29 protein-coding genes are annotated in these 25841 nt (G+C 56.6%); 10 read left to right on the forward strand and 19 right to left on the reverse strand.

Annotated elements, in window-relative coordinates; all coding sequences use genetic code 11:
- Positions 1-13: 13 nt before the first annotated feature.
- Positions 14-1099, forward strand: coding sequence for a GlxA family transcriptional regulator (locus tag APH41_RS22475; protein ID WP_054896289.1), 1086 nt, complete (start codon positions 14-16; stop codon positions 1097-1099).
- 135 nt (positions 1100-1234) lie between these two features.
- On the opposite strand, the gene APH41_RS22480 is transcribed toward APH41_RS22475, so the two are convergent.
- Positions 1235-1615 (reverse strand): cupin domain-containing protein, encoded by a 381-nt coding sequence (locus APH41_RS22480; protein ID WP_034126192.1) that lies wholly within the window; start codon positions 1613-1615, stop codon positions 1235-1237.
- A 186-nt stretch (positions 1616-1801) separates the two neighbouring features.
- Between APH41_RS22480 and APH41_RS22485 the strand changes: the two genes are divergently transcribed.
- A complete protein-coding gene (locus tag APH41_RS22485) occupies positions 1802-2518 on the forward strand; it encodes a class I SAM-dependent methyltransferase (protein WP_054921600.1) in 717 nt (238 codons plus the stop codon).
- Between the two features lie 36 nt (positions 2519-2554).
- Here the strand turns inward: APH41_RS22485 and APH41_RS22490 are convergent, their stop codons facing one another.
- Both APH41_RS22490 and APH41_RS22495 read right to left on the reverse strand, forming a co-directional pair.
- Complete coding sequence (locus tag APH41_RS22490; RefSeq protein WP_054921603.1) at positions 2555-2920, reverse strand: hypothetical protein; 366 nt, start codon at positions 2918-2920, stop codon at positions 2555-2557.
- A gap of 314 nt (positions 2921-3234) precedes the next feature.
- The gene (locus APH41_RS22495) at positions 3235-3888 is read right to left on the reverse strand and encodes a cytochrome b (protein ID WP_233097304.1); all 654 of its coding nucleotides are present in this window, start codon (positions 3886-3888) and stop codon (positions 3235-3237) included.
- A 329-nt stretch (positions 3889-4217) separates the two neighbouring features.
- On the opposite strand from APH41_RS22495, the gene APH41_RS22500 reads away from it, so the two are divergent.
- Positions 4218-4946, forward strand: a complete 729-nt coding sequence (locus APH41_RS22500) for a hypothetical protein (protein WP_054921607.1) — start codon at positions 4218-4220, stop codon at positions 4944-4946.
- An 85-nt stretch (positions 4947-5031) separates the two neighbouring features.
- On the opposite strand, the gene APH41_RS22505 is transcribed toward APH41_RS22500, so the two are convergent.
- On the reverse strand, positions 5032-5574 hold the full coding sequence (locus APH41_RS22505) for a GNAT family N-acetyltransferase (RefSeq protein ID WP_054921609.1): 543 nt from the start codon (positions 5572-5574) through the stop codon (positions 5032-5034).
- A 160-nt stretch (positions 5575-5734) separates the two neighbouring features.
- Here APH41_RS22505 and APH41_RS22510 point away from each other — a divergent pair, with 160 nt between their 5' ends.
- The gene (locus APH41_RS22510) at positions 5735-5968 is read left to right on the forward strand and encodes a hypothetical protein (protein ID WP_020302473.1); all 234 of its coding nucleotides are present in this window, start codon (positions 5735-5737) and stop codon (positions 5966-5968) included.
- 6 nt (positions 5969-5974) lie between these two features.
- On the opposite strand, the gene APH41_RS22515 is transcribed toward APH41_RS22510, so the two are convergent.
- Positions 5975-6469: a GNAT family N-acetyltransferase gene (locus tag APH41_RS22515; RefSeq protein WP_054921612.1), complete on the reverse strand. Its 495-nt coding sequence runs from the start codon at positions 6467-6469 to the stop codon at positions 5975-5977.
- Between the two features lie 119 nt (positions 6470-6588).
- Between APH41_RS22515 and APH41_RS22520 the strand changes: the two genes are divergently transcribed.
- A complete protein-coding gene (locus APH41_RS22520; RefSeq protein ID WP_054921615.1) occupies positions 6589-7104 on the forward strand; it encodes a GNAT family N-acetyltransferase in 516 nt (171 codons plus the stop codon).
- A 281-nt stretch (positions 7105-7385) separates the two neighbouring features.
- Positions 7386-8414 carry a restriction endonuclease gene (locus APH41_RS22530; RefSeq protein WP_082430492.1) on the forward strand — a complete coding sequence of 343 codons (1029 nt, stop codon included), beginning with the start codon at positions 7386-7388 and terminating at the stop codon, positions 8412-8414.
- Positions 8415-8482: 68 nt separating this feature from the next.
- Here the strand turns inward: APH41_RS22530 and APH41_RS22535 are convergent, their stop codons facing one another.
- The 3 genes from APH41_RS22535 to APH41_RS28905 all read right to left on the reverse strand — a co-directional run bounded on the left by APH41_RS22535 (position 8483) and on the right by APH41_RS28905 (position 10550).
- Positions 8483-9031, reverse strand: coding sequence for a TIR domain-containing protein (locus tag APH41_RS22535; RefSeq protein ID WP_256220338.1), 549 nt, complete (start codon positions 9029-9031; stop codon positions 8483-8485).
- Positions 8997-9152 (reverse strand): biotin/lipoyl-containing protein, encoded by a 156-nt coding sequence (locus APH41_RS29715; RefSeq protein ID WP_080757737.1) that lies wholly within the window; start codon positions 9150-9152, stop codon positions 8997-8999. Before APH41_RS29715 ends, APH41_RS22535 begins: the two co-directional genes overlap by 35 nt.
- 552 nt (positions 9153-9704) lie before the next feature.
- A complete protein-coding gene (locus APH41_RS28905; protein ID WP_138763681.1) occupies positions 9705-10550 on the reverse strand; it encodes a hypothetical protein in 846 nt (281 codons plus the stop codon).
- Positions 10551-10926: 376 nt separating this feature from the next.
- Here APH41_RS28905 and APH41_RS22540 point away from each other — a divergent pair, with 376 nt between their 5' ends.
- Entirely contained in the window at positions 10927-11721 is a 795-nt protein-coding gene (locus APH41_RS22540) for a hypothetical protein (protein WP_034126202.1), read from the forward strand.
- 1004 nt (positions 11722-12725) lie between these two features.
- On the opposite strand, the gene APH41_RS22545 is transcribed toward APH41_RS22540, so the two are convergent.
- Positions 12726-12959 (reverse strand): DUF6124 family protein, encoded by a 234-nt coding sequence (locus tag APH41_RS22545; RefSeq protein ID WP_032903826.1) that lies wholly within the window; start codon positions 12957-12959, stop codon positions 12726-12728.
- Between the two features lie 440 nt (positions 12960-13399).
- Between APH41_RS22545 and APH41_RS22550 the strand changes: the two genes are divergently transcribed.
- Entirely contained in the window at positions 13400-13849 is a 450-nt protein-coding gene (locus tag APH41_RS22550; RefSeq protein ID WP_054921619.1) for a GNAT family N-acetyltransferase, read from the forward strand.
- Positions 13850-13978: 129 nt separating this feature from the next.
- Here the strand turns inward: APH41_RS22550 and APH41_RS22555 are convergent, their stop codons facing one another.
- From APH41_RS22555 to APH41_RS22570, 4 genes are all read right to left on the reverse strand, one after another.
- Complete coding sequence (locus APH41_RS22555) at positions 13979-16216, reverse strand: GMC oxidoreductase (protein WP_054921622.1); 2238 nt, start codon at positions 16214-16216, stop codon at positions 13979-13981.
- Positions 16213-16704, reverse strand: coding sequence for a sorbitol dehydrogenase (locus APH41_RS22560; RefSeq protein WP_054921624.1), 492 nt, complete (start codon positions 16702-16704; stop codon positions 16213-16215). The genes APH41_RS22555 and APH41_RS22560 overlap by 4 nt, the downstream gene beginning before the upstream one ends.
- 4 nt (positions 16705-16708) lie before the next feature.
- Complete coding sequence (locus APH41_RS22565; protein WP_054921626.1) at positions 16709-18049, reverse strand: hypothetical protein; 1341 nt, start codon at positions 18047-18049, stop codon at positions 16709-16711.
- 173 nt (positions 18050-18222) lie between these two features.
- On the reverse strand, positions 18223-19056 hold the full coding sequence (locus APH41_RS22570) for a hypothetical protein (RefSeq protein WP_054921628.1): 834 nt from the start codon (positions 19054-19056) through the stop codon (positions 18223-18225).
- A 526-nt stretch (positions 19057-19582) separates the two neighbouring features.
- Between APH41_RS22570 and APH41_RS22575 the strand changes: the two genes are divergently transcribed.
- Both APH41_RS22575 and APH41_RS22580 read left to right on the forward strand, forming a co-directional pair.
- Positions 19583-20185, forward strand: coding sequence for a hypothetical protein (locus tag APH41_RS22575; RefSeq protein ID WP_034126209.1), 603 nt, complete (start codon positions 19583-19585; stop codon positions 20183-20185).
- Between the two features lie 63 nt (positions 20186-20248).
- Positions 20249-20770 (forward strand): DUF2846 domain-containing protein, encoded by a 522-nt coding sequence (locus APH41_RS22580; protein ID WP_054921630.1) that lies wholly within the window; start codon positions 20249-20251, stop codon positions 20768-20770.
- A 206-nt stretch (positions 20771-20976) separates the two neighbouring features.
- On the opposite strand, the gene APH41_RS22585 is transcribed toward APH41_RS22580, so the two are convergent.
- The 6 genes from APH41_RS22585 to APH41_RS22610 are packed head-to-tail and all read right to left on the reverse strand — an operon-like array spanning position 20977 to position 25828.
- A complete protein-coding gene (locus APH41_RS22585; protein WP_054921632.1) occupies positions 20977-21414 on the reverse strand; it encodes a hypothetical protein in 438 nt (145 codons plus the stop codon).
- Positions 21395-22162 (reverse strand): SDR family oxidoreductase, encoded by a 768-nt coding sequence (locus tag APH41_RS22590; RefSeq protein WP_054921634.1) that lies wholly within the window; start codon positions 22160-22162, stop codon positions 21395-21397. The genes APH41_RS22585 and APH41_RS22590 overlap by 20 nt, the downstream gene beginning before the upstream one ends.
- 8 nt (positions 22163-22170) lie before the next feature.
- Positions 22171-22941 carry an SDR family NAD(P)-dependent oxidoreductase gene (locus tag APH41_RS22595; RefSeq protein ID WP_054921636.1) on the reverse strand — a complete coding sequence of 257 codons (771 nt, stop codon included), beginning with the start codon at positions 22939-22941 and terminating at the stop codon, positions 22171-22173.
- A 1-nt stretch (position 22942) separates the two neighbouring features.
- Positions 22943-24088, reverse strand: a complete 1146-nt coding sequence (locus APH41_RS22600; RefSeq protein WP_054898589.1) for an NADPH dehydrogenase — start codon at positions 24086-24088, stop codon at positions 22943-22945.
- A gap of 13 nt (positions 24089-24101) precedes the next feature.
- Positions 24102-25301 (reverse strand): AfsA-related hotdog domain-containing protein, encoded by a 1200-nt coding sequence (locus tag APH41_RS22605; RefSeq protein WP_054898588.1) that lies wholly within the window; start codon positions 25299-25301, stop codon positions 24102-24104.
- Positions 25298-25828, reverse strand: a complete 531-nt coding sequence (locus APH41_RS22610) for a DUF2867 domain-containing protein (protein WP_054898587.1) — start codon at positions 25826-25828, stop codon at positions 25298-25300. The genes APH41_RS22605 and APH41_RS22610 overlap by 4 nt, the downstream gene beginning before the upstream one ends.
- Positions 25829-25841 lie beyond the last annotated feature (13 nt).

Consider the following 25841-nt stretch of genomic DNA (forward strand, 5'->3'; position numbering starts at 1 on the left):
TGGGGTAGCGGTGATGGAAACCGAGGCACCTGTTTGCCAGACCATCGGCTTTTTGCTGCTGGACCAATTCACGCTGATATCGCTGTCATGTGCGGTCGAGCCGCTGCGCATGGCCAACCAATTGGCGGGCGAAGAACTCTACCGTTGGCAAACCCTCAGCCTGGACGGCCAGCCGGTGTGGGCCAGCGATGGCGTGTCGGTGACCCCGGACGCGTGCGCGCAGGACCAGCGCGGCTTCGATGCGGTGATCGTGTGCGGCGGCGTGGGCATTCAACAGGCTATCAGCCCTGCGCTCATCGCCTGGTTGCGCAGCCAGGCGCGCCTGTACTGCAAACGTCTCGGCGCGGTGTGCACCGGCAGTTGGGCACTGGCCCAGGCGGGGTTGCTCGATGGCTTCCAGTGCAGCGTGCATTGGGAGCTGATGGCGTCGATGCAGGAGGCGTTTACCCGCGTCAAAGTCAGCTCCAGCGTATTCACGCTCGATGGCAACCGCTTTACCAGCTCTGGCGGCACTGCGCCGCTGGACATGATGCTGCACCTGATCGGCCGCGATCACGGGCACACGCTGTCGGCGGCGATTTCCCAGATGTTCGTGTACGAGCGCATTCGCAACGAGCGCGACCACCAACGCGTGCCGCTCAAACACCTGCTCGGCACGCAACAGCCCAAGCTGCAAGAAGTGGTCGCCCTGATGGAGTCCAACCTGGAAGAACCCATCGACCTCGACGAACTGGCCGCCTACGTGCACGTGTCCCGCCGCCAGTTGGAGCGCATGTTCCAGAAGCACCTGTACTGCACGCCATCGCGCTATTACCTCAAGCTGCGCCTGACCCGTGCGCGCCAGTTGCTGATGCAGACGCCCATTTCGATTGTCGAGCTGGCGGTGATTTGCGGCTTTGTGTCCACGCCGCATTTTTCCAAGTGCTACCGGGATTTCTTCGGCGTTGCGCCCAGCGATGAGCGCTCGGACATGCGCCTGCATCCGCCGCCAGCGTTACGGCCAGAGGGGCAATCCCGGGCCCCGCAACAGCCCAGGAATACACTGGAGCAGGCGCGCGACGAGCCGACGTTTGCTACGGTGCAGATTCAAAGGCGATAGGACTTGCCCTCTTGCCCCCTGTAGGAGCGAGCTTGCTCGCGAAAAATTCACAGGCGCCGCGTTCATTCAGGAAGCACGCGTTATCGTTGACGTTTTTCGCGAGCAAGCTCGCTCCTACAGGGGCCAGCGGCATACTCAAATCCACTGGTCATTCAACGCGGTGCGCTCACCGCCTTCATGCCCGGTATTCAGAATGCCCCTAGGCTCGATCATCATCAGCCTGGCTTCACCTTCGGCCGCCGTCCTGTGCTCAATGCCACGCGGCACCACATACAACTCACCCGGCTTCACATACACCGGGCCCTCCGGCAGGTCGATACGCAGCGTGCCTTCAAGCACCAGGAACGCTTCATCGGTTTCGGGGTGCGAATGCCAAATGAATTCACCCTCGATACGCACCACCTTGAACTGGTAGTCGTTCATTTCGGCAACCACTCTTGGGCTCCATTGCTGATCGATGAGCGAGGCTTTGTGCGCGAGGTTTATCGGTTGGGCGGGTTGCTGTAGGTGAGTCATGCTGAGCCTTCCTGTCGGTGAGAAGGCCAGATTATCCGGGCCGACAGGTCATAGGCTTGTACGATCCTGCAACCCCCTCCACTCCTACGCCCCCGCATTCCCCACGGGAATGCAGCGCATAAAATTAATGCATTTTTCTTACTGCGACGGTTAACGTAATTTGCGTCAAGGCCACGGAGAACCGCCTTGAACTCATCCTCATCCAACCCTGCTGACAAATTCGATACCTCAAGAGCCAACGAGTACGCGCGACAAAGCCGTATCGCGTTGGCGGGCTATGACGCGTGCCAGGATCTGGCAGCCTGCATGCTCGCGGCGAGCCTTGGCGATGCCCCTTCGGCCAAGATACTGGTGGTCGGCGCCGGCGGTACGGCGCAGGAGATCATCGCCATGGCCAACCTTGAACCAAGCTGGCGCTTCATGGCGGTTGATCCCTCGCAGCCGATGCTGGACGCGGCAAGGCAGCAGTTGGAAGCCAACCACTTGCTTGACAGAACCACCCTGCATCTCGGGACGCTTGAAGACCTGGCAGCAGACGCGTCATACGACGCCGCCACCTTGATCGGTGTGCTTCACCATCTGGAGGGGGATGACGCCAAGGACCGGATGCTGCGGTCGATTCGGGCGCACCTGAAACCGGGGGCACCGCTGATCGTCGCGGGCAATCATTACGCGTATGCCAGCCAGCCGTTGCTGCTGGCGGCATGGGGCCAACGCTGGCGTCAGCATGGCGCCACCCCGGACGAAGTGAAGGCCAAGCTCGGCAAAATCCTTCAAGGCGCTGACCCGCCCCATTCCGAGGCCGCGGTTCAGAAGCTGTTGCATGACGCTGGCTTCGGCGACGCGACGCGTTTCTTCAGCAGCCTTTTCTGGGGGGCTTGGTTGACGTGCAAGGTGGGGTAGCGAGGTCTCCCGTTGCTCAGTGAGCCGTGGCGCGATTCAGTTCGCCCGGAGAGTAGCCAGCCGCCGACGCCAATCGCCGCCATGCCGAAGGTGGCATTCCTCTTCGGAGTCGAAACTGACGCAGCGGCCGATGTTCGGGACGTGCACGTCAGCGTCATCCAGCGCGGCGGTGGTCAGCTCGCGCATACGGGCGTCCGCGCCGGTCGCAAGGGCGCGAGCCTTGCTCGCAACGCTGTCGAACACCCAGATCACCCGCAGGCTTTGGGGAAACGCGTGGTAGTCGACGGTGTGGGTCAACCATTCAAAGCCTGGCATTTCGGTCTTTGCGATCTCGCAGGCGTCGGTCAGGGCCGCGATGAGACGGCGTTCGATACGGGCGTGGTCGCGTGAGGCAGGCGGCATAAAGGAAATCCGTGAATCCTGGGAGTGGGTTGGGGCATCAGGCGATAGGCTGATCAGAGCGGGCGTTATTGAAGCGCGGGGCGCAAGCGTTGCCACTCATTCAAGCAATCCTCGGCAACGATATCCAGGTATCCCCGTTTGTGTTCCATCGCTAACGCGGTGGAGAAGGGTACCGCAATGCAAGTGGCTTGGTCATTGCAGCGAAGTGTCATCGACCATCGGCCTGGTCACGGCGCGCCAGCATGGGCGGGCGATCAAGCCGGTGGTGTGGGAGCAATCCTGACAGCGCGGCCCTACCTGTGGGCCGCGTCACTTCAGTGCTGGCGCACCCCTCTTGTCATACGCCGCAGCACCTGCTTATCGCCCTGCCTATAGTGCATGACCACCGCCCCGACATGCCCGAGGATAAGCACCAGCATTGTCCAACCCAGCAAGCTATGAAAGTTGCTGCCCAGATCAACCATCCACTGGATTTTTTCCCCCTCGAACCCCTCCATGACCTGCACGCCAAACGCAGAAAAAGCCCGGCCGGAGCCGTACTGGCGGATCATCCCGATCAGCGGGATCAGGAACATCAGTGCATACAGCATGCCGTGCCCGGCGGCGGCGAAACGGCTGATGCTGAGTGGGCGCCGGTGTTGGTTCAGCAGACTCCAGCTGGCACGTAGGATCAGCAACACCAGTAATAACAACCCTACGGGTTTGTGAAAGGGCCACAGCCATTTATCCAGCGTTGAGTCTGACGCCAGGTAATGGGTTATGGCTGAGCAATAGATCCACGCAAACAACAAGAACATCAGCCAATGCACTGCTCGGCTTACCGAGTCGTAGTGTTCACGTGACCCAGCAGGGGGGGCGCAAGTCGTCATTGTCGTATCCTTCTGGCGAGTCGCCTTGCGTTCTTTTTCAAGCGCATTGAGGCGACAGATGATAAGCGGCCAGAATGAATCTGGCGGTGACCAGATCATATACAAGGAGACACAGGCAGCGGTCGTGTCGAAACATCAAGAAAACATGCATCCCTCAGGGTGTGATCTGGATGCCCAACGGCATGGGCGTAGCCTGTTCAAATCCACCGAGTATTTTCAGCCGTACGCTCCCCACCTTCATGCCCGGTATTCAAAATGCCCCGTGGCGAGCCTTCGAGCATCAGGAATGCTTCGGGCGCGTGTTCGTTCTTGCGCAGGGCGTGGAACGATCAAAAGCTGTGGCGAGGGAGCTTGCTCCCGTGACGGTCTAAAGCTGACGCGTTTATGGTCGATAACCCGTATGAACCCGCTAATCAAGGACCGATTAAATGGCACTTTCCGTTAGCCCTGCCTATATTCCACCGGCCAATCTCAACCTCACGCCTTCTGAGCAGAAGCTGGTACCCCAGGCGTCGACGGACCCCGCCAAGCAAGCCCTGGCAAACGCCAGCCCCGCGGCCATTTACCATCCCAGTGAAGCCGCGACAACCACCGCACAACCCCCGGAGGCCGTTGATACCTGGGTCGGTCGCTCCGAATCGCCGCACTTTCCTCGTTTCGTCGACATGTTCAATGGCGCGCAAAGTGCGCTGAAAGCTTCCTTCCAGACATTCGAAGCGAACCTGGCAGCCACTGCGCCCGACCTGGCCAGCACCGGGTACGGTTTTACCGTTGAGGCTGACGGACGGCTGAAAGTGCTCGATACGGCTGGCCAGCTCAGCCGTGAGGCGACCGAGAGGCTGACGGTTCTGCTCAATCAATCCGTTGAGCTGAAAGCCACAGCCGTGGCCTACCGCAACGCCGCCATCGACATGGTAGACGCAGGTTCACCCTGGTCGGGAAGCACCCTGGGCTACTACAGCCTGACCAATGAAAACTTCGCCAGCACTATTGATCTGGCGCCCTTGTTCAGAACGCATGACCCGTCGGATATTAAAGCGGGCAGAAACCAGTTTTTCATAAACCAATTGTCTTCCAACGGCGAGCGCGCGACGCAAGAGACTGAGCGGGCGATGTTGGAGCGGCGTGCCGCCCAGGGGTTCAGCACCCAGGCTTGATCGGCGCAGCCTGCGGCTGTCGTCGAGGACCGATCGGCGGCAGTCAGCTCGCGCATGCGTGCGTCTGCCTCAGTGGCAGGGGCGCTTATTGTTCAGGGTTGATCAACGATCTCAACGTATGGTCCTCCCAGATGCCACCGATTTTCAGATAGGCTCGCGCATGTCCTTCCTTCTCAAACCCCAGCGACTCCAGAAGGCGTTCACTTCGCACATTGCGAGGCAAATGATTGGCCATGATCCGATGAAGACCCAACTGCTCAAAGCAGTGTTGATTAGTGACCTGAAGCGTTCTTTTCATCAGGCCACGGCCTTGGGCTGATTCCGCCAGCGAGAAGCCGAGATGACAGGCCTGAAAAACGCCCCTCACAATATTCGTGTAGTTACACCGCGCTAGGACCTCTCCGCTCTCCGGTTCAAGCAAGAGGAAGCACAGAGCGTTGCCAGCGTGCATATTGTTGACCTGTTGCTCGACCCTGGCCTTTGCGTTGCCCGTGGTGAAATACTCCTCGTCCCTGAGCGGCTCCCAGGGTTGCAGATGCCTGCGATTGACGCGTTCGTAACGGCTGATCCTCTCGAAATCGTCGCCCCACAATGGCCGAAGGCAGTAGCCCTCAACGTAATACTCCATAAGCCCCTCCAGATTGATCAATGCCCCAATCTGACTGCGTAACCGCAAAGAATAGCGCCGCTGCGCGTAAAGCGACCCCTTTCATGACAAACAGGTCTACCATGCCAGCCCCGGCAGTGGTTCCACTCGCTCCCGAACTCCATTTTTCAAGGTAGCGATAATGTCCATCGACCAGATCTCCCTCCCCAAAGGCGTCGGCCCCCACGCCGCCAAGCTGCTTGACGCTATTACTGGCGCCTCCACCCATGAAGAACTCAACCGAGCCGGCGGTAAAGCCGAGGGTTTTGTGTTGGGTTTGGAGGCCACCAAGGCGATCAAAAGCCAAATTGCAGAGTCGCTGTATGTGGCGTATGACGACGCGGCGAGCAATCGGGCCAGTGAGCTGAAGGGCTAGTGCACGTCAGCCCATGGTTCCGGAATGAGCGCCAATCGCCGGAATAGGCTCACGAACATAATAATTGTCGAATTCACTGCTTTCGATGAACTGGAAGCCATGGCGGGTATAAAAGCGATTCGAAGCGCTTTCTTTGAGAGCCCCCACTTTGATAGGCAGCGCAGCCGCATCCGCCGCTTTGAAAATCTGAGTGAGAACAACAGACCCTACCCCTGAACCTTGCGCGCTCGGCCTTACATACAAATGGTCGAGCAAGAGTTCATTGGGGTGATGTTTGACCACTACGAAACCCACCCTCTCTCCAGCTGCCTCGATGTAGCGTGTGTTGCGAGCTTCAAAGCCGCCAACAAACCGCTCCCGCACACGCACTGGGTCAAATCGCCCAACACGCTCCAGACTGTCGCGCATGGCCTCGATTCGAATGGCTACAAGATTATCCAAGTCGCTTTGTTGAACTGGGGCCAAAGTGATGGGGGAATTTTGATTGGGTGCGACGGGCATATTGGGTGCTCTAGCTACCATCCTGGGGGCTCAGTATAGAGAGCCTGATACTGATGAAGCGACCCGCATGGTATGTTCACGGCATACATGGAGTAACGAACCTCAGGAAGGAAATTGCAATGCCAGTGGACACCCACGCGATCCGCATTCTCTCGCAACGCCTTTGCATCGAGCCCTTCTGCGAGCAGGACGCTGTTGAGTCTTTCTCTTGTATCTCACCGTCTCTGACTCGCTACATGTCCTGGGAACCGCCTGGCTCGCTGGAAGAGTACGCGCAAGTCTGGGGGCAGTGGCTGCCTACGATAGCGGATGGCAGCGATATCGTGTTCACGGTCAGGGAGCGGGTAGGTGCTCGTTTTACCGGCTTGGTCGGGCTGCACCATACCGGCAGTGAAACACCGGAGTTGGGTATCTGGATCCGTGAAGATAAACATGGGCTGGGGTTTGGTGGTGAAGCGGTGCGGGCGGTTGTTCAGTGGGCTAGCGAGTGGGTGGTGGCGAAGCACTTTATCTATCCTGTTGCGACGCAGAATCGTGCGAGTCGACGTATTGCCGAAGCTTTGGGGGGAGTGGTCATCGAGAGGCGGATGGCGGAGAAATATGAGTCGGTTGTGTATCAGATACCTGTGGTTTAGCTCTGGGTGTCAGGTTGGCCGATTGCTGTCCTTCACGAACGGCAGGAGTGTGCCAGAAGCGGACGTTTTCAAATGCCTCCTTCGACCCATAGCGAAGGAGTGGAGTTCCTTTGGTATTTCTTTTTTTCTACGATCCGCATCGTTTAGGGTACAACGCACACTTCAGAAATATCATTACTGCAACCTATGAAGTGATGTTCTGCGATCATCACAATTTGTTCGACCAAGGACCAGCTCTCACGTCACTGGTCATCAAAGCCATTTAGTAGCCGGAGTTTGAAATGCACTACAGAGACTCTCCAGGAGGGCGATTTGAGCAGCTTGTGGCTGATCTGATACAGGCGCTTGGATATGCCAATGTCCGTTCCAACGTTCGTGTCCCAGGAGCAAAAGGAGTATGGGAAGAAGTGGACGTCGTGTATGAGCAGGAAGGTTTGCTTCGTGCTGTGGAGGTGAAACATTACCGTTATTTATCTCCGCCTCGTGCTGAGCTTTTCGTAAACGCTATGCAACAAGCCTCACGCAAACAAAGTATGTTTGAGGCAAGTTCCGCGTTATTGGTGATCTCGTGCCCAATGAATGCAGCATTGAATTTGGCGGCGAAAGCATTCCCAAACGTTGAGATCTGGGACGCAAATGAGTTATTCCGGAGGGCTTCTGAGTTCCCCGATTTATCCAGAGAGCTTGAGAATTTTTTCGAGGTGTCTGCGCCAGCCCGCAGTCAGCCTGCAATCGCGATTGGATTGGCTCAAGAGTCCGATTTTAGCCTGAAACTGAAGACAGGTCGGTTGCTAGCGGATGCGCTATTATCTGTACCCCCTGGGAAGCAAAGTGCTTCAGATTTTGAAACTGCATGTATCAATGCCTTGAAATATTTGTTCGAACTTGATCTTCATGGCTGGCATGAACAGCTCAATACGGATGACGAACTGCATAGACGTGACTTGATTTGCCGGATTCTGCCCAAAGCTGAAGTCTGGAATCTGATGCTCACCGACGTCGGAAGTAGATACGTGATTTTTGAGTTCAAAAACTACACTAAAGAAATTACACAGAAAGAAGTCGTCACTACGGAACGATATTTATATCCCTCGGCGCTTAGGAATGTCGCTATTTTGATATCGCCAAAAGGATGCGCAGCTTCTGCTAAAAAGGTAATTCAAGGCGCCATGCGTGAAAGCGGGAAAATGATCCTCTCCCTGTCAGTGCCGGAGGTTGAAGAACTATTGCTCGCTAAAGACGATGGTGGAGACCCAAATACCTATCTTTTTGAGAAAGTTGATCAGTTTCTCATGCGCCTCGGTAGGTAGTGGGGAAAACGGGGCGGATTTATTTCTAGGAAAAGAAATCTGTCCCTTTTTCAGAGTGCGCGGTTGGCTCAGAGCATATTGAGATCGACCTCAAGTCCGGCCCCCTTAAGCTCCTTCGCGAGCGAGTAGCGCCAAGCTCCGCCATTGTCTAGCTCGATGTAAACGACTCCATAGTAGTCTGAAGGCAGTTCCACCCCTTTCTCATAGAGAACGCAGACGCGCCTGCGATTGATCTTGCCCATGAAGTACCCCAGTTCGAGGACGACGTTCTGTCTCGCACGATCTTTCAGCGTTTGGTCCGCTACATTCTTCTTACCGCCTACGTCGTCAGCCGTCATGAGCACCACGGCGAAATGGACATTGGCATATCGTTCCAACTTCTCAATGACGGTGTCGCTAGCGCTAGCCTGCTCATTGAGAATAATAACCTTCAGGCCCAGCTTTTCAAGCAACCGGGCCGACATCTCGCGGATAGCCTCGTTGTGCCCGTGAACCAAGAATACTGTGCTTGGACCTTGAGCGTGCTGGGCCGACGCCCCTGCTGAGAGGTCATCGCGAATGACGTTTTTTAGAACTTCGATCTCAATAATCGGAGAATTGGGTGGTGACCTTGTCACCGATCTTTACGAACATCTTCACTACGCGGCCAGATAGCAGTGACGGCAGCTCGATTGAAGCCTTGTCGCACTCAAGCGTGACGTACGTATCTCCCTGCAATAGAAAGTCCCCAGCACTGATGGGTTTCGATTACCACGAGGTCACCGATGCCTAAATCTGTTCCAGGCGAACAATCGGCCTCCAAGTCAGGACACAACACAATCTGCGTCTTATCGCTCACAATTCGCCCTCCTTGATTTAAAGCTAGCTCTGCATCTTCACAAGGGCTGTACGCGTTCAGAGAGACTGGACACAATCCACTGCTGTGCGTAAACACAGGTACGATTGGGAAGTTGTGCACCACTTGCCCACCCGTTCCACTGATCTGGTACCTCTCACGTCAGTCCTCAGCTGCACAGGGTGGTAATTGCACGGCCTGGCCGGCTTTTGGCATTCGCCCTGATCGGCCATCCTCATCTGATTCAATCATGATGATCGACCTCATGACCGGCCGAAATCGGCCAAGTGCAGACATTCACAACCGTTAGCCCAGCAACTAATCATCGTTTGAACTTAAAATAAAAACCCCGTTGGAACAATCCCGGCGGGACACTTTGGAAAAATCTCACAACCTGTGAGACTTACCGGCGATATAGCGTTCTTCATCGAAGACTATACTATTCGATGTGCCCTCTAGCTTTGGAATGGAGTGAACTCTGCTACAGGAGTTAGAATAGGTACAGTGGCAGGAGGTGGCGGCGCAGTAGGGGCCGAGGGAGTTTCAATGATAGTGGTTTTGTCGTCGGAATTAATTATAGATGTTTTCGAGCTATCAAGCACAGACTTATTTACTACGCCGACATTGTAAATTGAGTTACCAAAAATCCCAATCCATATCGTCTGCGCACCTACCGAACTACTGTTGTAGGTTGAGCCATCGAAACCAAAACCAGTACCTTTAACATCAAAGCCATTTGATACTTTCGAGTATCTTGAGGTGGTTACAGAAATTATATTTGCAGACTGAATCCAAATAACTTTTTTATAATTTCCAGGGCCGAAATTTTTTAAAATACAAGCCTTGATGCCGCCTATTCCAGGAAAGCCGTTTCCGTCGTCCGTTCCGGCGGTGCTAATAGAGGCAGTAGCCGATATAGATGCTTTAACCTCATCAATATAATCGGCACTTGATGGGGCCGATATGAAAGGAGTCGTAAGGCTACGGTTGTAGTTTTTGGTTATTATTGAATGGTATGCTGGTGACGGGTCAGTTACTGCTTTTACTTGTACGGCGGTACCCTTGGCCAAGCATTGGTTTGGTAACAGATTTTCAGTTTTGCATAGCCCGGTTTCCTCGTCCGCTAAACATATGGAGCCTGGAACTTTATTTAGCCCCTCTGACAATAAGCCATTATTAGACTCTATTATTGTTCTCGCACTGAAGTTTGAGGGTAGGTCCGGAACAACATCAGTTCTATCTGGTAGTTGGCAAGCCGACAAGGAAGCTCCGATTGCCACAATCATTAATTGCTTGATCATCTCAATGTCGCCTTGTTATTGAATTGTAATTGCTCGCGCATAATTTTCTGAGCTTAAAATCAGCCTTATACGCTAAGGTTTATGTGGCATGGCGTAATGCTAGTATTGGTTTGATATTTTGTCCAATCAGAAGTGATGCTTTTGCACGACACTTTGCGATTGGCAATTTCTCCGTACGAGAAGGGCCGCATCGTTGTACCTATGAGAGCCTGCTATGGGTCGATTTCCGCCCCTTACGACGGACAGCAATCGGCCAATCGCTGCCACTTGAGTTTGTCTAAGAAATCAGTGGCCGGCCACGGCAGAAAGGGGGAGCTTGCATAAAATCCCTTAGTTTGATCTATTAGATAAATCAACTGCATCTTTAGGAGGAAAAGTGCCAGCGACTATAGTGGGCGATTTGTCGGATGAAGAGACCATCTGGCGCTACATGACTCTGGATAGGCTTATTAATATATTGGATGATAAAGCGCTATTTATGACTGGCTTGGGTGCTTACAGCAAAAGTGATCCATATGAGGGGTACCCGCCGCCCGTCGTACTCAAGCAAGTCAAGGATCATTGTCCACCCGCTATGTATTTCTCCCATGATACCAGCAAATCGCAAGATCTAAATAACTTCAAGTTATTTGCTGAAAGACTTTTTCACTCGCGAGTAGTGTCGTGCTGGTTTCAAGGTGATGAAGAATCAGAAGCAATGTGGAAGATATATGGTGATGCCGGAAAAGCGATAGCAATCCGCACAACTGTCGGCAAACTCGCAAGCGCACTAGGTAACGCATTCGATGGAAAAATAGCAAAAGTGCTATACGTAAATTATACTAAGGTTACGCATGAGGACTATGAGGCCGTAATGGGCGCCCATGCTCAAAGTGTACTACTTGACCCCATTTACAAGAGGCATTCATACGCGCATGAAAGAGAAGTCAGAGCATATATGCAAATCAGAGATGCTAGAATAAACGAACCTGACACCTATAAATCGCATTTAGCCCCCATAGATTACTCTTCCATGATCGATGAAATTGTTGTCTCACCATTCTGTGGTGGGTCGTATGTCAAGGCGACTAAAGCGATTGCTACACAATTTGGCGTTGGAGATAGGATTAGGCAGTCAACATTGCTTTCTGATCTAGCGCCACTTTATTCAAAAATAGAAGGTGCCACTTAAAGTTGGCTGGTTAGTCTTTCTCAACGATGTTTAAAAATCAATATATTAAAACTCGAAAAGCATATGAAAACTTAATCTTAGGATACAGGAAATCATAGGTATGTTGACGAACGTTGATGAATGACTGCTTCTGGCCGATTCTGTTGAAAAAGTCGGCTTCGAATTCCACGCCGAAAAGGTACGCGCCTGAGATTGAAATCTGAACTTTTAGCAGAGGGTTCAGGCCCCGGATTTCTCGTAGCAGCGTGCAACAGAGGTGTTTTCATCCATCAATATTCGAGTGTCTTAGGAAAATCGAATTTTTCAACACAATCGGCCTGTTCCTGCTTCCCGCGAAAAGGGGACAGATTTATTTACGCGAAAAGGGTGCTTTGTCCGCGATAGTCACCTTGGATGATACGTTTCATAGGCAATCCTGCGTTATCACTTTGGGCAACCGTAGCAACGTTGGAAGACTCTTGATGTACTCTGATGCAAGAAAGTAATGCTAGTAAATTTGAAGCTTAAGGACCTGCCCATGGATGTGATTTCAGCGCACCTATTTTCTACAAATCACCGTACTCAAATTCAAGCAAGCGATCACTGTGGCTGTTTTTACTGTTTAAGTGTGTTTTCGCCCTCAGAAATCACTGAGTGGGTTGATCTAGATAGCACCGCTCTGTGTCCGAAGTGCGGGATCGACTCGGTCATCGGTTCAGCATCCAGTCTGCCGATTACCCCTGCATTTCTTTCGAAAATGCACGAACACTGGTTCTAGAAGATCCCGTCATTCGAGGGCATCCCTTCGGTTTGAGATCTAAAGACTAGCTTTACCTCAGTGCCGCACGTTCCTGCTAAGTATTTACATACTCTGGGCCGAAAGCAGTCGTCGCTCTCGTCATCGCAGATGGCTTTGTGCCGAGGCTGAATCCCCCAATGCCATCAAGCGCCAAATTGCCGAGTCGTTGTATGTGACTTACAACGACGCGACGAGTCATCGGGCTAATGAGTTGAAGAGCTGATCATCAGCCTGGGCAGGGCGCTTCGCGGTCAAGGAGTCTGGCGGTGAGGAGTACGCCCAGTTCGCTCAGTTGGTGGATGGCGAGGGCGATGTCGCGGTGTTTGCCGTTGAGGTCTTCGGACAGGTCGAGCAGCAGGGTGCTGACGCTGGTGAAGGTTTCGTAGCTGTTGGTGATGAGGGTTTCGTTGCTGGCGTTGGGGGCGACGGTGAAGAGCGTGGTTGAGTCTGGTTTGAGCATGTTTGAATTCCTGTTTAGGGCCATCATCCTTTAGCTACTAAACATAAGGGTGGCGGCTGTGCGCAGGTTAGTAGACCGGGGAATCCAAACAAAGCCGGCGCACCCGAAGGTGCCCTGCGCACAGCCACCATCAAACACAGACGCAATGTCTGATCGATGAAGCTTGTGCACGTTGTCTGGATTAACCTTCAGGCTACTAAACCCGATCACTGAACAATTCAGCGACCGAGCCACCTTAGAGACGGCCACCTCAGCGCACAAGCCGGCGGATTCTGACGCAGGCGTAGGCAATGGAGCAAGGTGCAGCAGGGGAATCGGATTTTGCCTTCAGGCGCTGCGTTATCGTTTGGGATTATCGCGAGCAAGCTCGCTCCTACAGGCGTGTTCGTCACCTCAGACGAAATTGTCAGCATTGAACGAGTTTCATATTGGAGGCAGGAATGGATGAACGATATGAGGTTCAACGGATCACCCACCTTCCGCGCCAGATACTGGCGCTGGAAAAGGAAGCGATTGGCGAGGGTTTCAGGTTTCTCACGCGTCTGATTAACGAATGGCACTCTGGAGCAAACCGCTTTGATGCACCAGGCGAGTGTCTGATGGCGGCCTATTTGAATCAGCAACTGATAGGCATCGGCGGTCTTTCAGTTGATCCCTATGCTGACAATAACGTGGCCAGACTGCGACGGGTGTACATCGCACCTTCGTCAAGGGGGCAACGCGTCGGACAGATGCTGGTAAAGGCGCTTGTTGAACGCGCCGCTCTCAGGTTTCAGGTCGTGCGTCTTTTCACGGATACGGTTGAAGGAAGCGCCTTTTATGAGCGCTGTGGCTTCAAGCGGACAGATGAGGCTCAGGCGACTCATATCATGCTGCTTGGCGGTTTCTGAGGCATTGGCTGCAATGGCAATGGCTCACGGCGTTAGGCGTGGCCGATAGCTTGTAAGTGACGGGATTAAGAGAGCAACCCCACAACACTGCAACATCGCCGCAGCACTGTGGGGTTGCTATGACAACGCCTACACCGACCCGAAACGTACCTCCACTGACAGACTGCCCTGGTTATCGCTCAGGCCAGCCCCGTAACGCCCGGCCAGGTCGTCATTGATGCACAACTGCAACTCCCCCTGCTGGCCACGCGGCAATTGCGCCTGGTTGCCGACCAGGAACGGCGCGCCGCTGGTGCCGATACGCCCGATCAATGCGCCTTCCGCTTGACCGGGCAAGGTATAGCCGGGCTTGGCGGTCAGGCCTGGGTGGCCCGCCGCACCAACCATGCCGGTGCCCGGGTTGGCCGTCCACTGCCCACCGGTGCACACCGCCAGTTGCCAGCTCTGTCCGTTGATCTGCACGCCGGTGCCCTGCCAGGGGTCTCTGGCCTGCACCTGCACGGTACGCTTGAGCAGATCGCTGGCGACCACGTCGGCGGCCTGGAAGGTCAGCGCGGTGATGGTCAAGGTCGGGTTGGCGGTGCCGGTGGAGGGGAACACGCCGTCGCCCACCAGGAACAGGTTGGGGTGGTCCCAACTGCGTTGGTCCTTGTCCACCACTGAATATCTGCGGTCCGAGCCCATGCGGTAGGTGCCCATCAGGTGGCCAGCGCCGTAGAAGGCGTAGTTCTGACCGTCGTACTCGAACACGGTTTGCGAGCCGGGCTTGAGCTTGGGCTTCAGGTCGGTCAGCTCGGTGGCGCCCATCAGTTTGGTGATGATATGCGTGGCGGCCAGGCGCGCCTGCTTGAAGCCCTTCATGGTGTATTCGGACAGTTCGTAGGCGATCTCTGGCCGAGGCAGGCCCAAGCCGTCGGTGAAATGCTTGCTACTCTCCACCCGGCACTGCGCATGCTCGGGGTCTTTCTCCACCTGCTCGATCAAGAAGGCCAAGCGGAACTGGCGGGTCAGCACGCTGTTGAGCTTCTGCACCAGCGCCACGCCGGACAATGCCTCGCTCTTGTGGTCGGCGCCGCCATTGTTGGTGCCGCCATTGTTGTCGCCGTCGATAAAATCGCAGACCGTGGTATACGGATCATTCGCCGACCAATTCCAGCCCTCGTTGCCGATCTCGATACGCCACGCGGCACGCTCGCAGCGGAACGGGCCATCGCGCATGTCTTCGATCCCCGAGGTGGACAGTGGCCCACGGAACGGGAACAACGGCTTGCCTTCAGGCATCAGGCCCCAGGCCAGGTACACCGGGTGGTCGGCCAACGACTTGCCGACCTGGCCGCTGCTGTTGGCGACCCCTTTTAGGCTGTGCGGGCCGATGGAGTTGAGCAGCAGCTTGGGCGTTTCGATCGCGTGGGCGGCGATCACGTAGCGCTTGCCCTGGGCCGTGCCGTTCTGTTGCGTGCCGTTGTTCTGGTACTGGATGAAATCGATACCCGTGACCCCATTGGCATCGACCTGCACCTTGCTCGCCACACACTGGTAAAGAATACGCACGTTGCCGGTATCCAACGCCTTGGCCATGGTCACGGTGGCGTCGTATTTGGCCTGGATCGGGCAGATCGGCGTGCAGCTGGTGTTGCCGGCGCATACCCGGCGGCCGTTGTCGTTCTGCGAGTTACGCCCGGCTGGCGTTTGCCGCACGTTGAGGGTGAAGCCCTGGTACTGCGTGCCATTGATGGCCTTGCCCACGCCCTGGTCGACCAACGATGGAGGAATGCCGCGCATGCTGTATTGGTAGCCTTGGGGGAAGGTCACGCCCAGGTAGCTCTGCGACGCCACATCGGCGGACACGCACATCTCTTCCTCGGCGCGGCAGTAGGCGGTTTGCAGGTCGTCGTAGCTGATCGGCCAGTCGACCCCGACCTTGTACTTGGTCTGCATACGAAAGTCGTTGGGCAACAGGCGCAGGGCCGTGCCCATCCAGTGCCACATAGTGCCGCCGCCTACCCGCTCGTAGGTGCTGGCGAACAGTCGCGGCCCGTTCTGTACCAGGTAGCTCTTCTGCACCTTGTCCTTGTCGTCGCTGCCGGCGGTGATCAAGTCCTGGATAGTCGCTCGCGGGGCGAACTGTTTGGCCGGGGTCTGCTCGCTCTGCTCCGGTGGGTAGGGGGACTCGGGCGCCTTGAGCACGGCGGTGTAGAAACGCTCCAGGTACTCGCTGCGGTTAGGCGGTATCGCCGGGCCCGACTCGAGCACCAGCACTTTCAAGCCGGCCAGGCCCAGCTGGTAGGCCATGACGCTGCCGGCCATGCCGGCGCCCACGACGATCACGTCGGCGGTTTCGATGTTCTGGGTGTTTAGAGTGCTCATGGCTGCTGCCCTTCCTTGGCGTCGACACCGGTGAATTGCTTGAGGGTCGGTGGCTGCTCGGCCCAGTAGCCGAAGTGGTACTCGCTGTAGCCCATGGGGTGGGATTGGGCGATTTTCCACGCCCAGCTTTCCTTGTAAGCCTGGTCGGAGACTACGCGGATGTCATGCTCTTTGGCGGTGCCCTGGTCATAAGGCTGGTACCAGCTGCCAAGCAGCCACAGCTTCATGATCGAGCGGGCGCCTTTGGCGATCTGCGGGTCCGAACTGCCGAGTATGGCGCTGGCGATCTGCTCATGGGGTTGGCCTTTGATAGGGACGTACAGGTTCAGCAGTTTGCTGAACGCTTCGGTGCCCATGCCTTGCTGGGCGGTGTCGAAGAACACCGGAGGCAGGTTGATCGGGTCGACGGCAGGCGCCAGCAGCTTGGCTGACAGGCCAGTGAGCTCGGCAGACAGGTCGATGAAGTCTTGCAGGTTCGGGTCGCTCATGGCATCACTCCTTGGCACCGGTGGATTGGGCACGTTCAAGCAGAAAGGTGAAATCGGCGAAGCTGGTGCGCGGTGACTGGGTCACCCGGGTGGTCGCGTTGTTGTGGCATTCCATGCAACTGGATGAAGCCTGCGGCGTAGTGCCCTGGTTGTAGGTTTCCAGCGTGGCGTTGGCCAGGAAGTTCGGCGCAGGCGTGCCCAGCGGGTTGGTTGGCGACGGCACCTGGCAGTCATCGGCGGGGGCGGTTGGCCATTGGGTGCTGATCAACTGGTAGTTGGCCCACACCGTGCCCTTGAGCGCGCCTTGCCACTGCGCGTTGAGCTGGTGGGTCGCGGCGGTGAGCGGAATTTCCCGCACGATCTGCGAGGGTGTGGCTTTCTTCGACGGGTCCCACGGCTGCGCGGGCGGCTCGTTCACCGGGAGGTTGCTGGCCTGGGCGTTGTAGAAGAGGTAGGGGCCCTTGCGCTCGTTCATGGGGGTGGTCTTTTCCGGTACGTTGCGCACGTGCTCGAAGCTTGACCACACCCACTGCGGCGCATCTTTGGTCTTGTGCACGATGTGCAGGCCGACCAGCCCGACCTTCTGCACGTTGCACGATTCGGGGATCACCGCGCCCTTGTTCGTGTCGGCGTTGCCGGGGGTATAGACCAGGGCATTGATGGCATGGAATTCCTGTGGGTTGTCGTTGCCGCCGAGCACCTTCCAGGCCGATTTGACCATGATCGCGCCGACATGCTTGTCTTGCTGCGAGCCGCAGGAGAAGGCGATGCGGTTCTCGGCCTTGGTGAAGAAAGCCTGTTGGCCTTCCTTGCTGTAGAGACCCTTATTAACGATGTCGTCGAACATCGGCTGGTTGACCATGATCGCGTTGCGCGTGTAAGTGCCGTTCTGGTCCACCAGTGGGCCGGTCTTGAACGGCTGGATGGTCTCGTCGAGCACACCAGCAACCTTACCCATCTGCTGCAGCACGGGCAGGTCACCCTTGCCTTGGCAGGCCGGGGGTAGCGGCGCCTTCTGGTTCCAGGCGACAGGCTTCTGGCCTTGGGGCAGGAAAATCTCGTAGCTCTCCTTCCACGACTCCCACACCGTCTGCCCCGGCGCGCCGATCTGCGCCGAGGTATTGGCGCTGCCGTCGGCGTTGGCGGGCCAGTTCAGCGCGACGAAGGTCTGCCACGACAGCACGTCGAAATCGTGTTGCAGGTTGTCCAGGGTGAAGGGGGCATTGGCGGTGACGTCGAAGGGAATCGCAGGTGACAGCGGCGGCGGGCTGGCCGCATCGGCCATGGCGAGCACGCTGGTGAAGCTTGCACCCAGGCACGCCAACCGTTTCAAGGTTATTTTCATTATCGTCTCCTCAGCAGATAAAGCGTCGGGACGACGAGGCGTACTGGCCCTTCATGGACCGATAGTTCAGCGTTATCCCTTACGCTAGGCTGAAGGCTAGCCGTTGCGCTTGAACCGCCAGAAATATCCGACTAAAGGTAGGGATAAGCAGGATCGCGCATAAAGTGCGGGCCTTACTCTGAATATCTCCCCACCTGTTTTTTCCAAGGCAAGTACTCCACAAAAACGACGCGGTGGGCTACTCCATCTTCCCTTACACGAAACCCTGACATTTGTTGCAGATCGAGTTGCAAGCATTGAGTTGCAAGTGCCTTTTGTAACGCCGGATCCGGGTGGAAATGTTCAGGGCGCAGATAGTTTTTTTTCAACGTCACATCGCAACGTGCGACTTGGCCCTTTGCGTTGGCAGTGAATTCGAAGCGTGCTTGGCCGAACGCATTTATTGATTGCTTGGCCACCACGTTGTCCCAGAAAAAACGGCTTTCAACAGCAGCCCTCTGGTGTCTGCGTTCGTAATCAGAAATGGGTGAGGTATTACCAGAAGCTATCAAAGGCGCGGTGACCTCAAAGGTGCCATCAACTGGATTCCGAAGACCTTCCGGAACGCTCTCCCAGATACTGCTCCAGCACACATCCGTGACGAGATTCGTAAAGCCTGGTGGACTTCCAGCGTCCATTGGCTGCGCCTCGCAGCGCAATACGTCGCCCTGTCGATCAAGCTTCATACGTAGCTTCACGCTGCCTCGCAGTCCCTCGCCATTCGCCCAGAACACATTTTGAGCCAAGGTAGTGCCTAAAACCCTGCCATAACGCCTCTCTTCTATGCGCTTGATTTCTTCTGAGGTGAGATAAGTTGGAGCGGACTTACCACCGCTATCAACCCAGGCATTCACTCGCTGCTCGGGTGTCAACCGATGGCAACCAGAGAGGGGCACTGAACCTGCCAATAACAGCAGCATGGAGATGAGCCGACAATCGGCCCGTGATTTCATTTTAATGATGGACACTCTTGCCTTCCTTGAAATGACACAAATCGATATTTTGCCTTGAGTGCTAATGAGCGTCTTGTGCTGGTCGAGACTGTGTAAAGCGCTCTGTATCGTTTGCTGCCTACCGTAACTAACTGAATTGAGACTGAAAGCAACTTCAGCGTAACCGTCCCACTCCAGTCAGTCGACCGATAGCTGCTGGTCGATGACGCTCGTGCACATGGTGTGGACAAACCCTCAGGCTACTAAACCCGATCACTGAACAATTCAGCGCCCGAGCCACCTTAGGGGCGGCCACCCCAGGGCACATGCCGGCACAATGGCGCAAGGCGCGGAAGGGGAATCGGATTTTGCCTTCAGGCGCTGCGTTATCGTTTGGGTTTTTCGCGAGCAAGCTCGCTCCTACAGGAGTGGGTTGTTATCAAGGTGCGGGTAGCTGGACAATAGAGGCCGACGAGCCAGCAACGAAGCAACAGATGTGCGAACGTTTGGTTCGCTCGGCTGGGCTCTACGAACTGCAAGATTACTGATCGGAAAAAAACCAATGCTAGGGAAAGTCAGCAGTAAACATCTTGTCTGGGCCGCAGTCGCACTTTGCGCGACGCTTCTATCCGGGTGCGCGACGTCACGCTACGACGGCAAGCACGCACCGGACCCGAGTAAGGCGATCATCGTGGGTTCGGTTGGTGAGAGCTTTCCGATGATGCAGCCCCATGGGCTGGTGGTTGAGATCAAGCAACAGGGAGCCCCGGGCACCGTATTACGGCTGACGACGCTGGGCAATGAAGATGATCAGCCATCCCCCTCTGTGCTGGGCCATTACTTCATGTATGAAGTGCCACCGGGTGAGTATGAGTACACGCAGTGGCATTACGTGTATTACGCGGGTAAGTCGATGCCGCGCCCGGTGCCTGCGGTTTTCTCGGTGAAGGCCGGGGAAACTCTCTATATCGGTGATCTGCGCGTCGATGCCCTGCGCTTTTGCCTGTCCAACGTGAACAATGCCGATGACACGGTGCAGGCGCTCAAGCGCAAGTACCCGATGCTCAAGGACCGGAACATCGTGAATCTGACGCCGAAGAGCGGTTTTGCGCCTTGGCCGAGTTCTGATGCCACTGACTTCGGTAAAGGGCTGTGCACGATTTGAAGCCGGTACCGGTGACAGTCATCGACCCCGACGCCCATTGATCCACGTTCAAGGAATTCATGCATGAAGCGCTCTACGCTACTCTGGGCCAGCCTGTTCGCAGGCTTGGTCTCACTGACCGGTTGCATCAGCGGTCCGGACCTCAAAGGCCAACCGTTCTTCACGTCACCGGCGGAACCTCGTGCGGATGAGGCCTCGGTTTACTTTTATCGCACGGCGGCGAGCATCGGTGGCGGGGTCGCCCCGACTATTCAGGTCGATGGCCGCACTATCGGCAGCTTGCCTTCCGGTAGTTTTTTCAAGGCCGGCATTCCCGCCGGCAAGCACAGCGTTGCCTCCACCTCGCCACCGATCATCAGCGGTATGGTTAACCAGCGTTTCGATATCACCGTCGAGAATGGCAAGGTGTATTACATCGCCGATCAACTCAGCACTTCTGACTACAAGGATGGGCAGACCTTGGGTGAAGTCGACGGCCGTCGTTTCAGCGGAACAATGTTTTACTCGCGCTACGCGCTTGTGCCTGCCGAGGAAGCGCTGCGTTCTATCAAGTGGTGCCAGGAGCTGCCGGCAACCGCACGGTAACCACCCGCCCAACATCATCCAAAGCCAACTTGCCAACAGAGAAGAACCCCACAATACCGCGGCATTGTGGGGTTGTTAGCCGTCGCGCTTGAACCCCTAGAAAAAGCTAGGGGTAAGCAGGAACGCTCAGTGGGTGATGGTCCGGGGCGATGTCGAGGAGAAGGGGGCGGGGCCTTCATCAAGCGCCAGGTTGGCCCCCGGAGGCATCAGTAAGCGCGTGCCTCTTCTCGGCTGGATGGGGCACCGCTGCGCTCGAATAATCTATGCGAAAACTCCAGCACCGCCAGCAACAATTGAACGGCACCCAGCACCAGCAGGAAAGGTGAAGCGCCACTGCTGACGGCCACTCCCTGCACTACCACTACGATCACGCGTAGCAGGGCGCTGAGACGGGCATGTTCGCGGGTAGGGGCTCGCCAACGTACAACGCCCCATACAAGGTATGCCCAGGCGCCGATGTTGAGCAGGAACATGGCGGTGGGGTCGAGCGCCGAGAAGTGGCTGTCGAAGCCCAGTTGCAAATCAACCCATTGGATCAGTGCATAGGCCCAGACGGACACGATCGGCAAGGCGAAGGGAGCCATCGCGAGAATGTCGTATGCAGCGCCGACACGTACGATTTTTTCATGGGTGGATTGGGTCATTGCGGGTCTCCTCCTGGAGTGGCTGGGTCAACAAGTCGCGGATTTCCTGGAACTCACCCGATTTCAGTCCAAGATGATGGCGCTCGGCCAAGACCTGAACGATATGCGCAGCGCGGGATTCTGCGTCGACGATGTAGCCGGGCACTGCCGCCCGTTGGCGGAGTGCGATAAGATCACTGAAGCGTTCATCCGCCGCCATGATGGTCTTCGCCACCGTCGTCTGGACGTTGCAGAGCCCCAGCACGGCAAAGAATGTGTGTGGGTTTTCCAGGTGATAGATCTTTGCCAGAGCGTTCAGCGCCGCCTTGGAGACCGAATATGAGAGCATCCCGGCCCGTTGGCGCAGTGCCGAAATCGATGATGAAAACACCACGGTGCCGGGAGGTTGCGTCGCACTCAGCAGGATATCCAGGACCATTTTCACCGCGCCCAGGTTAAGCGCCAGGACGCTGTTGAACTCCTGCATCGAAGTTTGCGTGGCCAGTTGTGGAGGGCTGCCGAACCGACCCGCATTCAGGTAGACGGTGTCTACCGGGGCAGGGGAGCGCGACAGCAACGCCTGCAGGATTGCCGGGGCGCGGTCGATATCGGTCAAGTCGCACCTGAGGAAGTGAAAGCGCTCCTGTGACGGGATATTGGCCGCAGGATTGCGTGATACCGCGAGCACCTCGTCGCCCCTGGCCAAGTGGTAACGTGCCAGAGCGTTGCCGATACCGGTGCTCACACCGGTGATCAATATGCTAGCCATGATTGCCCCTAGAATTTGCCGATGTGATAGCCGCCATCGGCACTGAGCACCGAGCCGGTGATGTAGCTGGATCTGCGGCTCAACAAAAACACGATCGCGTCGGCGATTTCCTCTGGATGGGCAAAGCGTTTCATGGCGGTCACGTCACGCTTGCGCTGGGTGTTTTCCGGATGGGCCGCCAGCCGTTCCGCAGAGTTCATACCGCCCAGTGTCGGCCCGGGCGCTACGGCGTTGACGCGTACGGCAAAACCGGATTCGCTGTCGCAGGCATTCTCCATCGCGGCGACCTGCGTCAAGGCATTGAGCGCGGTCTTGCTGGCGACGTAGGCGGCCTGATTGGCCATAGGCATCACGCCCGCGCACGAAGACACATTGACGATCGCTCCATCGGGGTACCGGCTGATCAGTTCCAGTTCTTTTTGCAGGCAGTAAAAGGGGCCGTTCAGGTTGGTGTGGATGACCCTGTCCCAATCCTGCGGTGCGCTGGTCGCGATCGGTGCGTAGGGGGCGGTAATGCCGGCGTTGTTAATTGCAAAGTGCAACTGATCCACCTCGCCAGCCACCGTCGCGAATGCCTCGGCTACCGACGTGTGCGACGCCACATCGCAAAAGATGAACTGCGCCGAAGCCCCCAGTATCTCCAGCGCGGCGTCGGCCTTTTGCTGGTTCCTGCTCATCAGGAACAGGCGTGCGCCCGCTTTGGCCAGTTGTTTTGCCACCGCCAGGCCGATGCCGCTGGCACCGCCGGTAATGACGATGTTCTTGTCTTGAAATTCCATGTTATTGATTTCCGTAGTGGATGTGAGCGGGACGCTTGTAGTGCTCATTCACGCAGCAATACACCCGGTCGAGTTGCGGGTTGCTCTTGTCCCGAAAGCAGTTACCGTCAAACCGGCATTGCTGAACCTTGTCTTCATGGCCGGCGAGCGATTTGTTGATCAGGTCGTTGTCGGCAAAAAGGGCTCGGCTCATACCGATCAGGTCACAGTGACCCAGCCGCAGTTGATTTTCTGCTTCCTGCAGGGAGCCAATGAAACCGGCATAGCCGACCGGCAGCGAGGTGAATGACTTGATCAGGCGTACCCCTTCGACGAACTGTTGCTGAATCGTCGGATGGGCAGACAGCATGTAGCGGAAGGTTTCCTTGATGGTGATCGAGCACATGATTGCCGAGGTCCCGGCGTTTTCCAGGGCAGCCACCACATCCTGGAGCAGTTCCGGTTGCTGCCCGTCGGCGCCTACGCAATCATCAATGCCCAGGCGCACGGAAACCTCCAGCTCTCCTGCGGTAACCCTGTGAATGCGGTCGATGACTTCCAACAGAAACCGCGCTCGCTTGAGCGGGCTGCCGCCGTAAGCGTCATTGCGATGGTTGGTCCAGGGCGATAGAAAACTGCTCAGCAGGTAGCCATTGGAGGCCTGAAGCTGGACCATCCTGGCGCCGGCCTGTCTGGCTCGCAGAGCCGCTTGAGCAAACTGATCGCAAACGGCGTCGATGTCCTCGACACTCATCTCCAATGCCTCGGCGCCGCGGCTGCCGGATAACGCACTGCGGCTCGGGCAAAGCAGCGGTTGGCCGCTGATCTGAGTGCCACCTTGGGCGCCGTAATGCTGAAGCTGCACCACCACTGGACAGTCCCGCTGGCGACCGTACTCCACCAGCGGCGCGAGCTTTTCCACGTTGGCATGGCTGTGCAGGCACAGGCCACGCGCATGCAGGCGCGTGGAGGGCGCTATGGAGGAGTTGCCCAGCACCACCATGGCGCAGCCACCGTCGATCACATGGTGATAGAAACTGAGCATTTCCTCGGACAGAGAACCGTCCGAGGTGGCCAGGTCGATGCCCATCGGCGCGAAGTACACGCGGTTTTTCAGCGAAACGCCCTGACCGATCATCAGTGGGCGTTGTGATAACTCATAGCTCATGGGCGCAGGATCCTCATGCCACGATTTGCTCGGGGGCCAGAGGGTCAGTTGAAGAGCCAGCGTTCCATTGCATCTGCCCGGCAAAGAAGCAGTGGCACTTGATCGTTTCACGCAGTTCGCTGGCCTGGCTCTTGGACAGCTTGTCGAACACCAGCACGCGCTGGTCGGGTTCGCCGGTGGAGCAAGTCGAAGCAACGGGCAGGCTGAGGAAGCCGCCCCCTTCGATATACAGCGATACGGTCGTGACCGTGCTCCAATTGATGCCTTCGGCCTGGTGAGTCACCAGCACGCCCAGTACCGAGAGCAGGCTCAGCCTGGCTTGCAGCGCACTGTCGGCGTGATGCACGAGGATGTTCTTGGGCAAGCGATCGGAAGGGGTGAACCAGTGATCCTGAGGGTAGTTCAACGAACGCATGCGTTTGAACAGCGGTAATTTGATCACTGCGCCTTGCAGCCAGAGACGCGATACCAGCCGGCCGTTCTGATAGAAGTTTGCGCACTTGTCGATGGACTTGGGTTGCGATCGCTTCAGGCCGTGGGTCTGTTGCACCACGACTTCGACCTCGTAAGCCGATTCGGTGTAGGCGTTGAAGGAAATGCGCAAGTCTTCGATGGAAATGGAAACCGCACCGCGCTGATGGCCCAAGTAGTTGTAGACGTAGTGGTACATGGCTTGCCTGGCCACTTCGATCAACATCAGGCCCGGTACATGTTCGTGCTGTTTGTTGTAGAAGTAGTAATTCTTGGTGTCGTTGATCAACAGGTAAGAGCCCTGCCTGGCCTTGTCCCACTGCGCGAGCGACTCAAGGCATTCGATCATGCGCATTACCTGGTCGGGCGGTATGTGGGCATCACCGCCTTGAAAATGCTGGGCCAGGTAGCGTTGGGCCTGGTGGGGGATGAATTCAGCCGTGAGGATGAAGTGGTCGTCGCACTCGGTATAGAAGTCAGCCAGGCGGATCTCGAAGGTGGAGAGTGTGCCGGCCTGTTCCGCACTGAGGGTCAGGGGCAGATGGCGCAGCACATACCGGCCGTCTTGGGCACGGTACAGCTGTTTGAAGAGGTCCTGATCCTGGGGGTTGCCAGCCAGTATGTCGGCACCGATCGAAGCACTGAGAAAGCTGGGCAGAATCAGCCTGGGTCGACCGATCAATACATCCCTGGGTGTGTCTTTGTGCAACAGATGAGGGTCAATTGAGTCTGCGCTGTTCATGAGTTGCGATCTCCAAGTGAGCGAGTTGGGGAATGTAGGGGGAGACGGGACAGCAAACGCTTGATGATGAGCCCATGTACCGGCGCCACCGGCAGCATGTACAGGCGGCCGAACGTGTTGTAGGTCTTGACGGAGGTGGTGATATGCAGGCAGCGCGGTTGCGTGAGAGGTGTATCGATCGAGACCATGACCGCCAGGTGGGTATCGCGTGAGGTCAGTACCAGCTTCTGTGCGCTGATGGCTTCGATGGTGAAGAAGTCGAGCTTTTCGCCGACCACCGGGGCGCACTGGGGTGTGACACCCGAGAACCCGCCGATCCGCTCGACGTGAAAGTGCTGTGAGATGCTGTCGCGCAACCTGAACGCGCCTTTGAGCCAGGCGGGCGTCGCGGCAGTCATCTGGCAGTACAGTTCCAGTGGCGTGGCTTGGGTGTCGATGAGTGCGCTGGCAGAGTGCAGAAAACCCAGCTCGTTGCGCGCGGCCACCAGGCTGGCGCACGGTGGGATCTGGTTATTTGACGTCTTCATGCGTGAGGGCACC

It is taken from the genome of Pseudomonas sp. NBRC 111138 (assembly GCF_001320835.1).
GTDB lineage: Bacteria > Pseudomonadota > Gammaproteobacteria > Pseudomonadales > Pseudomonadaceae > Aquipseudomonas > Aquipseudomonas paracarnis.